The organism is Paraclostridium dentum (assembly GCF_012922555.1).
In the GTDB taxonomy this organism is placed as follows: domain Bacteria; phylum Bacillota; class Clostridia; order Peptostreptococcales; family Peptostreptococcaceae; genus Paraclostridium; species Paraclostridium dentum.
Genome location: NZ_WIPK01000010.1, coordinates 1 through 12,347 on the forward strand (window position 1 = coordinate 1; position 12,347 = coordinate 12,347).

At 25.1% G+C, this 12,347-nt stretch carries 14 protein-coding genes; 9 read left to right on the forward strand and 5 right to left on the reverse strand.

Annotated features, from left to right (window positions below):
• Positions 1 to 566 precede the first annotated feature (566 nt).
• The 7 genes from GFJ41_RS13345 to GFJ41_RS13375 all read left to right on the forward strand — a co-directional run bounded on the left by GFJ41_RS13345 (position 567) and on the right by GFJ41_RS13375 (position 5,838).
• Complete coding sequence (locus GFJ41_RS13345; protein WP_170075563.1) at positions 567 to 1,139, forward strand: hypothetical protein; 573 nt, start codon at positions 567 to 569, stop codon at positions 1,137 to 1,139.
• A 179-nt stretch (positions 1,140 to 1,318) separates the two neighbouring features.
• Entirely contained in the window at positions 1,319 to 1,810 is a 492-nt protein-coding gene (locus GFJ41_RS13350; protein ID WP_170075564.1) for a YcxB family protein, read from the forward strand.
• Positions 1,811 to 2,176: 366 nt separating this feature from the next.
• Positions 2,177 to 2,983, forward strand: a complete 807-nt coding sequence (locus tag GFJ41_RS13355) for a ParA family protein (protein ID WP_025163103.1) — start codon at positions 2,177 to 2,179, stop codon at positions 2,981 to 2,983.
• A 2-nt stretch (positions 2,984 to 2,985) separates the two neighbouring features.
• Complete coding sequence (locus tag GFJ41_RS13360) at positions 2,986 to 3,363, forward strand: hypothetical protein (RefSeq protein WP_053832843.1); 378 nt, start codon at positions 2,986 to 2,988, stop codon at positions 3,361 to 3,363.
• A gap of 351 nt (positions 3,364 to 3,714) precedes the next feature.
• Positions 3,715 to 3,969, forward strand: coding sequence for a Mor transcription activator family protein (locus GFJ41_RS13365; protein WP_021431471.1), 255 nt, complete (start codon positions 3,715 to 3,717; stop codon positions 3,967 to 3,969).
• 105 nt (positions 3,970 to 4,074) lie between these two features.
• Positions 4,075 to 4,929 carry a GNAT family N-acetyltransferase gene (locus GFJ41_RS13370; RefSeq protein ID WP_170075565.1) on the forward strand — a complete coding sequence of 285 codons (855 nt, stop codon included), beginning with the start codon at positions 4,075 to 4,077 and terminating at the stop codon, positions 4,927 to 4,929.
• A gap of 624 nt (positions 4,930 to 5,553) precedes the next feature.
• Complete coding sequence (locus GFJ41_RS13375; protein WP_170075566.1) at positions 5,554 to 5,838, forward strand: hypothetical protein; 285 nt, start codon at positions 5,554 to 5,556, stop codon at positions 5,836 to 5,838.
• A 94-nt stretch (positions 5,839 to 5,932) separates the two neighbouring features.
• On the opposite strand, the gene GFJ41_RS13380 is transcribed toward GFJ41_RS13375, so the two are convergent.
• Positions 5,933 to 6,796 (reverse strand): AraC family transcriptional regulator, encoded by an 864-nt coding sequence (locus tag GFJ41_RS13380; protein WP_170075567.1) that lies wholly within the window; start codon positions 6,794 to 6,796, stop codon positions 5,933 to 5,935.
• Between the two features lie 919 nt (positions 6,797 to 7,715).
• Here GFJ41_RS13380 and GFJ41_RS13385 point away from each other — a divergent pair.
• Both GFJ41_RS13385 and GFJ41_RS13390 read left to right on the forward strand, forming a co-directional pair.
• On the forward strand, positions 7,716 to 8,366 hold the full coding sequence (locus tag GFJ41_RS13385) for a YidC/Oxa1 family membrane protein insertase (RefSeq protein WP_168932674.1): 651 nt from the start codon (positions 7,716 to 7,718) through the stop codon (positions 8,364 to 8,366).
• Between the two features lie 177 nt (positions 8,367 to 8,543).
• Positions 8,544 to 8,837, forward strand: coding sequence for a YciI family protein (locus tag GFJ41_RS13390; RefSeq protein WP_170075568.1), 294 nt, complete (start codon positions 8,544 to 8,546; stop codon positions 8,835 to 8,837).
• 126 nt (positions 8,838 to 8,963) lie between these two features.
• Here the strand turns inward: GFJ41_RS13390 and GFJ41_RS13395 are convergent, their stop codons facing one another.
• The 4 genes from GFJ41_RS13395 to GFJ41_RS13410 form a co-directional block, all read right to left on the reverse strand.
• On the reverse strand, positions 8,964 to 9,581 hold the full coding sequence (locus tag GFJ41_RS13395) for an SAP domain-containing protein (protein WP_170075569.1): 618 nt from the start codon (positions 9,579 to 9,581) through the stop codon (positions 8,964 to 8,966).
• Positions 9,582 to 9,717: 136 nt separating this feature from the next.
• Complete coding sequence (locus GFJ41_RS13400) at positions 9,718 to 10,065, reverse strand: SdpI family protein (RefSeq protein WP_170075570.1); 348 nt, start codon at positions 10,063 to 10,065, stop codon at positions 9,718 to 9,720.
• A 408-nt stretch (positions 10,066 to 10,473) separates the two neighbouring features.
• Entirely contained in the window at positions 10,474 to 11,388 is a 915-nt protein-coding gene (locus GFJ41_RS13405; protein ID WP_170075571.1) for a CPBP family intramembrane glutamic endopeptidase, read from the reverse strand.
• Between the two features lie 321 nt (positions 11,389 to 11,709).
• Positions 11,710 to 12,264 (reverse strand): nucleotidyltransferase family protein, encoded by a 555-nt coding sequence (locus GFJ41_RS13410; RefSeq protein ID WP_170075572.1) that lies wholly within the window; start codon positions 12,262 to 12,264, stop codon positions 11,710 to 11,712.
• Positions 12,265 to 12,347: the final 83 nt, after the last annotated feature.

Genomic DNA, 12,347 nt, shown 5'->3' on the forward strand with positions numbered 1-12,347 from the left:
GAGTGACCTAAATAAATAGATATTTTATTTACATAGAAACTTCGCTCTATACCACTAGATTGTAGTTTCTTTTTTTTTATTTCTATATTTATATTATACTATAAAATTTAGAAAATTAAACACGAAAATTAAATAAACTATTAACACGTTAAATTTTTCAATAATTTAAGTTTAATTGTATTTTGCCTACCTTACAAATTTGTTCGGCAGTCTTACACATTCTACATGATATCATATACTCAAATACTAAGCAGGAGAATTGAACATGAAACAAGATACGAAGGTTTTAATTATAGAGATAACAAAACTTATAGTATCTATATCTTTAATCATTTTATATCTTAATCAACTAATAAAGTGATTAAAAGTGTATTTACTTTAAGTAAGACTTTTAACGTGAGGTGCCAAAATGAAAAAGAGATACAAAGAAAATTTACTTATAACTTATAAATTAATCCTGATATTGATATTCCTTATGATGGTTGTATATTTAATATTAAAAAAATAGCCTAAAATATGCTAATATTTAGATATAATATGAACATCTATACTCGGGAGATTTAACTATGAAAAATAAAACACTTAATTTAATTACAGGTATTATAATTTTATCTATTATGCTACTTGAAGTTTACAAAATATCACAACCAGCATATTTCGCAATAAAATCAGACACTGTGAAAGATCAAGTTTATGCATATAAATTGATAACAAAATCAAATAAATTTAATGATTTATATCTTAATATAGCTAGATTGATAGAAAAAAATACTGAAATTTCCTCTGACGACGTTAATAAAATAGTAGATACAAGTGGTTATAAAAATGTTGAAAAGACTAGGACCAAAGGAATTGACACTAAAATTACATATACGATAAATACAGGAAATTTGACCTTAATATTTTATTATAATGAATCAAGAAAATTTATTGAAAGAATTGATGAATTTAATAAAGGTGAGAACATACAACTACAAGTTTTTAGAGATGATGCAGAGAATTTATATATTCAATCATTTAAAAAATGTAATAATTTAATAGAACGATATATAATTTTAAAAAAACTTAGAAATAATGGTGTAAAAATAGTAGATGATAAACTTAGACCAATACTTAAAGAAATATCAAAATTTTATTAGAATAATACAGATTTAATTTTTAATATAGGTTTACATGCATAAATTTATATTGCAATTTTCCTAATAAAACCATAATTATAAATTATTGTATATAAATTCAATGGATATGATATGATTAATTTAAAAGATTTTAATTTTAAGGGGAGGGGATCATTATAGAATTTAAATATACCAATACAATGGATGAATATTTAAATGGATATAAACTTTTATTAAAATTAAGTAAAAATTACTTTATAAGATATAAGTTACTACCTAGGATGCTTATTATTTTGTGTATAGTATATATTATATTACAAATTAATGAAATTCTAATATATCCTTTTTCAATCCAACCTTATTTATGGATTTTACTAATGAGTTATTTATTATATAGGTTCTCTAGAGTTGAAAAAGTATTTATTAAATCTATAGAAAAAAAACTTGGTGTTAAATCTGTAATATTCAAAGAATTAACTTGTACAGTGGAAAATAATAGGTTCATGTATGAGCAAGGAAACAATAGAATTGAAGTTTTATTTAGTCAAATTTATAAGGTTATTGAAGATAATAATGCTATTTATATATTTGGAAAGGAATACTTGATTCTTTTAATAATACCTACTAGTGTATTTAAAACTAGTGAAGAAAAAAATGATTTTATAAAGAAAATGGAAGTGTATAATGCTTAAAGCATTATACACTTCCATTTTCTTTATAAAAAGTACTTTATTATAATTATATGTAAAAATATTAGTTTTTGTATAACTGCAATCATATTTTTATTTGAGTAAGTTATAAATAGTAAAAAATCATCTAAACTTAAATTTAATTAAAGGATTTTAAAGTATTATATCGTAATTACTATTAATAGAACTATTCCGAATACATTCGATTATTTTATTGACAAACCATAACTCAACTTGATAGACTAGTTATACAACAATTTCTAAATGAAATCTTGAAACAAATAAAATTACAAATACAATAACAATTTGTTAAATTAATTATTAAACAGATTGTTATTGTATTTGTTCAACCATAGAGGAGGAAGTATTTTGAAAATATGTTCATTTTTTAATGTAAAGGGTGGAGTTGGAAAAACAACTCTAACAGCTTTAACAGCAATTAAATTAAGCAAAGAAGGCAATAAAGTTCTAATCATTGATGCAGATACTCAAGCAAACTTAACTCAGTTTTTATATAAAGTATCACATAGCGATAAAACGATGTTTGAAGCATTAACAGATAACTCAAGTGCAGATGAGGTTATAATTAAATCTCCACTTCCAAAGTATTCAAATATAGATTTAATACCATCTGATTTAAGTTTAAGTGTTCTTTCTGAGTTTCTTACAACTAAGACTAATAGAGAGAAGTCAGTTTGGAGATGGTTCAAATCTAATATAGAAACTTTAAAAAATTACGATTATGTATTTATAGATTTATCTCCATCTTATGATCTAATTGCTAGAAACTTTATGATAGTATCAGATTCAATTATAACTCCTTTAGAATATCAAGATATTGCATCGATAAGAGGGTGCGAATTATTTTATAAGAAGTTTAATCAAGACTTAGTAGATATGGAAATGGAAAACACAGCTAAAAGAGCTGTAATTATAAATTCATACACTGAAAGAAAACTTTCTACTGCAGATATATTTAATGATTACTTAGATCAATTTGAAGATATAAAACAAGATCTATTAGAAAGCAAGTTAAGTGATACAACTTTAATTAAGAATGCGATACTAAATAAATTAGACATAGAAGATTATTGTAAAAAAATTAAAAGAAGCCATAAGGTTAGAGAAGAATTTGGGGAATTAATAGAAGAATTAAAAGAAAAGGAAGTGTTATAAATATGGGAATAGATAAATTTTTAGTAGATGAGGAAAAAGTGGAGTTACCTAAAAAAAATTATAAGTCAAAAGTAGATGACAAGTTAAAAACTAAATTCGAAGAAGAAGAGGTAAAGCCTAATTCAATTAACTTATTAGAAATGGAGGAAGACAAGAAATCAAGTAAGAAGGTTTCTATGTCTATATACTTCGAAGAAGATGATTTAAAGCTATTAAAAGCTATATCAAAGTTTAAAAATACAACTGTAAACAAAACAGTAATGAGTATACTAGAAGGGCCTTTAGAAACAACTAAAAGCAATTTGCCAAATGATTTCAACATAGATAAATTAGCAAAAGATTATGATAAAACTAGCAGAAATAAAAAGGCTAGAAGATAGTAATTCCAATGATTTAATTACAAATCAAATAACAAATTCAAAATAAAATGGTGTAACAAATTATAAAACAAATACATTTATATTTGTTTTATAATTTGTTACACCATTTGTTAGTTTAAACTTTATTCAAATATATCTTATTAATTGTAGTATTATATAAGTGAAATTAAGTAACTAGTAAAAGTATATCACTCTTGTTTAATGACTATTATTTTTAGAGATTTTTTCATAAAATATTTTATTTAGTAGGAAATCTAAAATATTTGTAGAATATCCATATAAATAGGCTTTTGAGCAAATTATACAATCTAAAGCTTAAAGTGAAACGAATTTTTACAGGAGGCTATTTTTATGGATTTAAAAATAAGTGATTTACCTCCACAATTTGAAAGCATAGCTATGAAGGTTGGAATGGATATAACCAAGATGCTATTTAAAGAATTTGGAGGAACATCTGTGTACTTTCCTACTGAAAAGATGATATATAAAGATGCTCGTGATAGAGAGATTATAGAAAAGTTTAATGGATTTAATGTAAAAGAGTTGGCTAGTAATTACAATATGTCTGAAAGTTATATTAGATCTATTATCCGCAATAGTAGATAATTATAATATATTGTATAAACACCAGTACTATACTGTAAATAGGTAGTAATCATTATATTTAGCAAGATAATATATACATAATTTGTTATTTAGGAGGATTCAATAATGGTCAATTACGACACACTTGAAAATGTAAGTATTGAAAGACTACATAATACATTCATGGAGGCTTTTTCAGATTATGAAGTAAAAATAGATATGCCTATTTTAAAGCTTAAGCAAAGGCTTCAGCGAACAGGTTATGTTACACAAGCCTCAATGGGTGCATCTGATAACGGTGTATTAGTTGGTTTCCTATTAAATTCAATTAGAGAATGGGATGGTAATCTAACTGCTTATGATACTGGAACTGGCGTTGTAAAGGAATATAGAAATAAGGGTATAACAAGTGCTATGTTTGTAAATGTACTGAAAAACCTTAAAGAAATGGAAGTTAAACAATATTTGCTTGAGGTAATTCAATCTAACACATCTGCAGTTCATTTGTATAAAAAACAAGGATTTGAGGTATCAAGAGAGTTTGAATGTTTTAATTTAGAGAAAAAACTATTTACTTGTACCCCAACACATCAAGTCAAACACATTGATGATATTACAGAAATCGATTGGGTTAAATTAATGAGTTTTTGGGATTTTAACCCATCATGGCAAAATTCAATTGACTCAATAAAAGCTGTATCAGATGCATTCATATGCTCTACTGTTAGTATTAATGATGAAATTGTTGGATATGGAATAATTGATAAAAATACAGGAGATATCCCACAAATAGCAGTTGATAAAAATTATAGAGGTAAAGGTATTGGAAGTAGTATATTGGCAGACTTGGTTAAAAATACAAAATCATCTACTCTTAATGTTGTTAATATAGATAGTCAATGTGTTTCTATGAATGATTTCTTACTAAAGTTAGGTTTTAAACTGGTAGTAAAACAATATGAAATGGTTTTAGCATTATAATAATTAAAAATAGCTCACTAATCTAAAATATTAGATTAATGAGCTATTTTTGTGTGCATTTACTTAGCTACATAAAAAACTATTACTGTAATTAACTTATTAGTTTGAATTTTATATAGCTAATTAGTAAGTGACTTATCTATATAAAAAGGGATTTGGGAATTTCGTTAAATACATTTTATCAATTAATTATCTATATAAAGTTTATTGTTGGTTTGCAACTTCTAATTCTGAGCTTACTAGCCCTGCTCCTACTGCTAATATAAATGGAACTATCATTAAACTTCCTAAAATTATTGTCATTTGTAATTCCTCCTTTTAGTTATCTTTCATTTGATAAGTTTATTATACAGCTATAACATTAAAAGAGCCTGACACAAAGCTTAAATAATTCTTACATTTTTGATAGGTTCATTAACTCCTTACAAAACTATACGATAACATCCATGATACAAATGATATTATAAGTACAAATAACAATAAACAAAGGAGAAATAAAATATGACACAAGGAATAATAATTAGCAAACTAGAGGCTATAGGTCGATAAGAAAGATATGTTCTTTATTAATAGTCTTGAAGGTGAGTGAACGCAAATGTCAATTATAACTATATTAATGGTTATTTGGTTTTTAATAAAAGTTATAAGTTAAAAGAAACTAAAGATATAGAAAAGTATGTATTAACATGCCCTACAAGAATCAAAGATAGAGATGGATACATAAAATTTTACTCCAAAATATATTATAGGAGTGGAATATATTTAATTATATTTGAAATATTTTGTATGCTAAATAAATATTATTTTAATTTACCTATAGGTGTACTCCTATTAATATTTGGTATAATTTTCATAGCAGCTTTTATAGAGGCAATTATAATTGATAAAAAAAGTCACCAATTTGTTTAAAGATTAGTGGTAAAAAAGCCCTTGGAATTTATTTATATTCTAAGGGCTTTAACTTTGTTCTAAATACAGTAAAAGTCGCTTAATGTACAAAATATTATTTTATAGCAACCCATATCTCACTGTAAACATTTGATAAATTAGACATATCTCCATTAAAAGATATTCCCGGTGCATCTACTAGTTCATAACCTGAAGACGGTAACCACTCAGAGGCTATTTTAGCATATGTGTCCTGCATTAAATTTGGGAATTGACCCTCACAGGAAAATATAGCCCATGTATGACTAGGAACTTCAACTACATCAAACTCTCCAAAGTCTAAATCTAACGTAGTTATTGACCCTATTAAATGATCTAGGTTTCCTTTTTCTTCATATACTCCATCATCAAGATTAAAAGACGCATTAACTACAGTTTTTACCTCTGTGTCTCTGTACGACTGTAATCTTTCCCTTTGCTCTTGTGTTATACTCTGAGCTATCTTCATTATTTCTGGATTTTGTCCTTCAAATACAATAGGAACTCTTTTTTTAACTCCTACTAGTTTAAATGGATTTTTCTTTTCTATACGATAATTCATATTGCTTCCTCCTCTAATTGTTAATTGAAATGTCATACTAGGATAAATTTTAAAATCTTTATGATTCTTTAATTCTGATGGATTTACTCCAAACCACTCTTTAAATGCTCTTGTAAATCCATCTGCAGAATCATATCCATACTTAATTGCAACATCTATAATTTTCATTTTATTGTTAATTAAATCAAGACTTGCTTCTGATAGCTTTCTTTTTCTAATATAGCTACTAAGTGTCATTCCAGAAAGGTAAGAAAATATCTTCCTAAAATGAAACTCGGATACACCTGCAATTCGAGAAACTTTTTTGAAATCTACTTCATTTTCTAAATTTTGATCTATATATTTCATAGCTTTATTAAAATTATTAATCATATCCATATAAAATCACCTCTTATTAACATTATTATAATTTTAATTATTATCAATTTATCGATATTATCTATACAAAAACTATCGATTATAAAATTAATTAACTATTTTTAATAAAATAGTTAAAGATACCTAGTTAAAATTACATTAAAATCCATTTATTTAGAGTCTAATATCATTAACTTTATGTAGAGTACATAACTAAATTATATTATTTGATTTGAAAAGATTTAATTCTTCTCTTAAAACGCAAAAAAGAAGAACTGAATTTAAGGAGGTCAGTTCTTCTTTTTTAATTTGTTTGTTTTCTAGGAATATACAGCTATTAGCCGAGTATTTAATTTAAATCAATTAGCAAGATTTATTATTAATATTTAGTATATTATAATGATAATCATTTTCATCTAAAAAGTCAATATAAATTAATTATTTTTTAAAAACTTATTTAAATAGTAGTAGTAAAAATGCTATTAAGGTCCATTTAAGTGAATTCTAAGTGCGTTGACTTTATTCAAATACATAACTTAGTCTCTAAAATAACATTTTAATGTGAGTTAAAATTTTAAAAATATTTAATAGATATTTTCATATAATTGTAGTATTATTTACTTTAAGTAAATTAATTGTGAGGTGAAGTAATGAGACCTGATATAGATAATATAATTTATATATTAATCTATGCGGCATTTTTAATTTCCATAATAGGATCTCTAGTTTACTTCTGTAAAGAATCTATATGTTCTAAAATTAATGATACTTTTATAAAGACTGTTTTTTATAATAGGCTAGAGTATTTTTATAACTTAATACCAAAACAGTATTTTGTATTTCAGAAATATGATGTTTGGAGGTATTGTAGTCTATTTTAATTTGAAATGAAATTTTTTTAATCCAAAATATTAAATTATAATTAAAAGGAGAAAATAAAATGAATTTCATTTCAAGTATATTACAAGATTTATTAAGTATATTATTTAGTTTTACAGGAGATTTAGGGGTTGCAATAGTCGTTGTAACATTAATGGTTAAATTAATACTTATGCCGTTATCTATGAAACAAAAACTCTCTATGAGAAAACAACAAGACATGGCTGATAAAATGAGTACATTAAAGGAAAAATATAAAAATAATCCTACTGAGCTTGAAAAGCAAATGCAATTACATGCAACTGAGAGCATGAAAAGTATGTTGGGATGTTCTACTTTATTGCTTCAAATGCCAATAGTATTTGCGCTTTATAGAACATTTTCAAGTATGCCACAGGATTTTTCTAGTTCTATAGTTCCTTGGATAAATAACTTAAGCATGTCTGATAATTTATTTATAATACCTTGTATATATACGTTAATAATGTTAGCTCCAAATTTAATAAACTATATACCTTATTTTAAGACTAGTTCTCAAGTAGCCCTTAATAAACATATGGCTATAATAACAGTAGTTATGAGTTTTATATTAACTGCAAGAACACCAGTTGCATTAGGTTTATATTTTATAACTAGTGGTGCTTACGCATTAATTGAAGATATATGCTTTAGAATTTATTTTAAATCAAAAAATAAATTGGCATTAGAATAGAAGTAGTATCAAAAATGCCGTTAGAATCCATTTATTTGGATTCTAACGGCATTAACTTTGTGCAAAATAATGACTATTACCTATAGTGAAAGTTTAAGGCTAGTCAGTACTTGACTTTTAAATATAAAAGGATTAGTTTGAATAAAGTAAATATATTTTATAAAAGGGGATGTACATATGGTAATAGTAAATATAACATATACAGTTGAATTGGATAAAATTGAACAAAAACTAGAGGAACACATAGAATTTTTAAATAAATATTACGCAAATAACAAATTTATATGTTCAGGAAGAAAGAACCCTAGAATAGGTGGGGTAATTTTATGTAATGCTGATAAAGAAGAGGTTAGTGAAATTATAAAAGAAGATCCATTTTATATTAATAAATTAGGTAACTATGAAATTATTGAATTTGAATCATCAAAAATCAATAAGGAATTAATAACTACGCAACTAGAAACTTTATAGCCAATATAAATCAATTTGTATATAAAGTTAATGCCCTTGAAATCTATTTATTTGGACTCTAAGAGTATTAACTTTATTCGAAACTAAACTATTGTCTAAACGAAAATTTCAATGTATTAATTTTTGTTATTTCTTACAATATATCTTGATTAGGTCAAAATTATTTTCTACTAATGTATGGTAATATATTTTAGGATTTGATGAATTTTTTACAACTGCCCAAAGTATAGAAGCTACTTTCAACTTATTATCAAAAATTATATTTTCCTTATCTGCACAAAAATCTTTTAAAAATTGATTCCATTGACATGAAGAATTATCATATTTTGCATAATCAGATTTTTGATAATATATATCAAGCATATTTTGAATCGTAAAATCAGTATCATGCTCTTTTTTTACTTTACGCCATGCAGTTGCCATATCTGCTGTAAACTTAAAGTTTTCGACACCTGTTTGGGCTGAAAAATATTCTCTGAAATTTGAGTTAAATGAAAATCCACATTCAATCAAAGGACAGTTTAATCCGATTTCTTTTAAGCATTTTTTAGAAAAATCTCTTTTTTTACGCTTAATGATCTTTCCATTAAAATATTCTTCTAAATTATGAATTAATTCTTGTTTAGTACCAGTATGATCTATTCCTAATTTCTTACAAATTTTTGATAGTTCATCACGATACCAATAATATTTGATAAACTCACTATAAGATTTTATATCAAAAAAATTAGGTCGTATTTCCATTTTTATCTCCATTTCAAATTTTTATTTGTATATTAATTAAGTCAATTCTATATAATAATAAATTAATTGTATCATAATTTATTATTTATACAGTGTATATTGAAATAAAATATATACATGCAAAAAAAACTATACTCTATAATATAGAGTTTAATTTTTTATTTTTATTAAACCTTCTTAAATGAATTTCTGTTAAGATTATTGGCACAAAGATTATTGCAAATATCAAAATATAATAAACTGTATCTTGTAGTTTTATATTTAAAAATTTATTTCCTAAAATGACAGCTACGGAAACTATAAAAGAAAAAGTACACGGTTTATAAATATATAAATTGGCTTCATCCCATGTCTCTTTGTCCTTCATTGCATATTTAGTTTTATATCCCACAAACAAATTAGGAAATTGCTTATAATCATCACGTAGGTACTTACAAACAAGTCCTACTATATACATAGTCAATCCTATAAAAATAATAACCAAAAAATCCCCCCTATATTTTATATTAACTAAATTAAAACTATCAACCTTTTTAATTAAATCATAGCAGAATTTCAATTAACCTCATAAAAATACGTTCAATCTAATTGATTTGTATTTTAATAGATCTCCCCTTATCTTGAATTTATATATTAAGGTTTTTATATGAACTCACTATAGATAGGTTTTATTGGATATACTTTAAGTATAGTATGTTTAAAAGGAGGTTTTAATTGTGGAATTAGTTTTAGAAATAGGAGTAATTATTTCAGACTTTATAATATCTATATTTTCAGGAGACGAGTGGAAAAAATTCGCTAAATGGATAAAACTTAGAGTTTAACTCTTTTATAACCTGAGAAATTAAAAAGGCACACTTCTTAGTGTGCCTTAACTATATTAAATAAAGTCTTATTCATATTGTTTAAAGAAGTTTTTCTTATCTAAATAAATAATAACTATTATAGCTACGATTATTATAATAGTTTCACAAATGCCGCCTTCAGGTCCAAACTTTCCACCAGAAATTGATGGGTTTCCAATTAGATTTAAATCAAATAAAGTACCTACAGATGCACTAGTCCCACTAACTTCAAACCCAAATATGTTTCCCATAAAGAAATTCCAAGCACAATGAAGACCACAAGCTCCCCAAAGGTCATTAGTTTTTAAAACATAAAGTCCAAATAAAAATCCTGCTAAAACTAAATTTATAACCGCTATATAGCTAATATTAGGATTGAATACATGCATAAACCCAAAGTAAGTGGATGACACAATTAAACCTACCCATCCATTATACTTAGCGCTTAAAACATTCATAAGCCATCCTCGAGTTACAATTTCTTCAGCCGAACTCTGAACTATCCATCCAATTAATATTATAATTATGTACTTTATAGCAGATAATCCTACTGGTTGGCTAGGATTATGCTCTACACTTATCAGTCCAAAAGAATATAATAAAACTACTTCTGAAGCAGTCAATATAGCACCTACCATAAATCCAGTTAAGTATTTCTTTATCCATCCTTCTTTACAAAATCCAATAGAAGAAAAAGGCCTCTCTTCAATTTTAACTACTCTTATATACACAAGTACTGATATACCAAAGAAACTAAGTAATTCAAATAATAAAGTTATAAGATTTTCGTTTTGAAGACTTGTATTCGCAAAACTAAAAAATGATATAATTTTAAATGGAATTTGACCGAAAAAAACACCAAAATCCATAATAAGAAATGTTAATACAATTGCCCAACCTATACTTGGTAATTTTTTTGCCCTACGGGCCTCATTCATTAAACTTTCATTTTTCATATCCATACTATATTCTCCTTTTGTTAAAACCATATATGCACTGTAATATCTATGTTAAAATTTTAAAATTTCGTCTACTCCTCGAATAAAAATCGCTAGTATAGTTAGTGATATTTATATATTTAATAAATACAAAATTATTTTAACATATAAAATTAAACAAACTTTAAAAGTGGACTAACATAGCTTTTATTTAGCCTAAAATGGTAAAATTTAAAGAAATACTCTAAAAATCACTTCAAAAGTAGTCTTAAAAAAGCCCTTAAAATTCAAAAATGAATTTTAAGGGCTTTACCTAAAATATACAATTTAGACTTCAAATAAAATTTAGTAACTCATTAAATTTAAAATTTCATTTTTAATATATTCAGGCATTTGTAAATTCTGGTTACGGATTAATATATTTTTATAACTTACTCCGTTCTTCTCGAAATATTTACTTATTAAATGAGTTCTATTTTTAGGGTCACCTAGAACATTATAAATTACAAACCAATCTTCAAGTGACATTAGATTAATTTTAACTTCATCCTTTAAAACTGTTGAAACTATTGAGTCTTCATCAAATATAACTTCATATAAACTATCTTCACATTTTATTCTAAACCCAACCATAAACTCAACTTCTGTACCATCTACATCATATCTAAAAAAATCATCAGACTTAAATTTATCACTATTATTTATGACCTCAAGCGGCTTACCTATTTCATTCATTGCTAATTTCACATTTTCTGTATCTTTAGGATTAACCAATATATCTATATCTTTAGGCTCCTCTACTAGTCCATAATGATTCAATAGCGTAGACCCACCAATTGCCCACATACAATTAAAATCATTTAAAGACTTTGCAACCTTCTTTAAAACTAAATTATTCATAAGTTCCTCCAGTAAATTTCTAGATTTCGTATACTCTTAATTATATCAAATCTATTCTCTACCATTAATCTAATAAATAAATT

Coding starts and splice junctions, on each gene's coding strand:
- GFJ41_RS13345 (WP_170075563.1), top strand. CDS start 567: ATGAAAAATAAAACACTTAATTTAATTACAGGTATTATAATTTTATCT.
- GFJ41_RS13350 (WP_170075564.1), top strand. CDS start 1,319: ATGGATGAATATTTAAATGGATATAAACTTTTATTAAAATTAAGTAAA.
- GFJ41_RS13360 (WP_053832843.1), top strand. CDS start 2,986: ATGGGAATAGATAAATTTTTAGTAGATGAGGAAAAAGTGGAGTTACCT.
- GFJ41_RS13365 (WP_021431471.1), top strand. CDS start 3,715: ATGGATTTAAAAATAAGTGATTTACCTCCACAATTTGAAAGCATAGCT.
- GFJ41_RS13370 (WP_170075565.1), top strand. CDS start 4,075: ATGGTCAATTACGACACACTTGAAAATGTAAGTATTGAAAGACTACAT.
- GFJ41_RS13380 (WP_170075567.1), bottom strand. CDS start 6,796: ATGGATATGATTAATAATTTTAATAAAGCTATGAAATATATAGATCAA.
- GFJ41_RS13385 (WP_168932674.1), top strand. CDS start 7,716: ATGAATTTCATTTCAAGTATATTACAAGATTTATTAAGTATATTATTT.
- GFJ41_RS13390 (WP_170075568.1), top strand. CDS start 8,544: ATGGTAATAGTAAATATAACATATACAGTTGAATTGGATAAAATTGAA.
- GFJ41_RS13395 (WP_170075569.1), bottom strand. CDS start 9,581: ATGGAAATACGACCTAATTTTTTTGATATAAAATCTTATAGTGAGTTT.
- GFJ41_RS13405 (WP_170075571.1), bottom strand. CDS start 11,388: ATGGATATGAAAAATGAAAGTTTAATGAATGAGGCCCGTAGGGCAAAA.
- GFJ41_RS13410 (WP_170075572.1), bottom strand. CDS start 12,264: ATGAATAATTTAGTTTTAAAGAAGGTTGCAAAGTCTTTAAATGATTTT.